Annotated in this window: 1 pseudogene; it reads right to left on the bottom strand. The window is 38.2% G+C overall.

Annotated elements, in window-relative coordinates:
• Positions 1–272: pseudogene (locus SB775_RS29610) on the bottom strand (nicotinate phosphoribosyltransferase); the annotation flags it as partial.

Raw genomic sequence — 272 nt, 5'->3', positions numbered from 1 at the left:
CAGCACGTGTGCCCCAAAGAGCTGCATCAAACTCGTGGGCACGTCTTGTACCAAATTCTAAAAGATCATCATTATTTGCAGCATGCTTCATACGAGCAGCTTTTGTTGCAATTAATGTTTGGTAATTCACAATGTTTAACAGGGCAGTTTCAATAATTTGTGCTTCACCGAGCGGTACATCAACACGTAATAAAGGCTCGTTATTAAATACAAATTCACCTACTTGCATACTTCGAACCGTCCCAGTAAATTTCATATTTTGTAAATAATGA

The organism is Peribacillus sp. SIMBA_075, from assembly GCF_046534585.1.
Note: the sequence above shows the minus strand (reverse complement) of the source record. Positions and strands in the feature narration are given on the sequence as shown.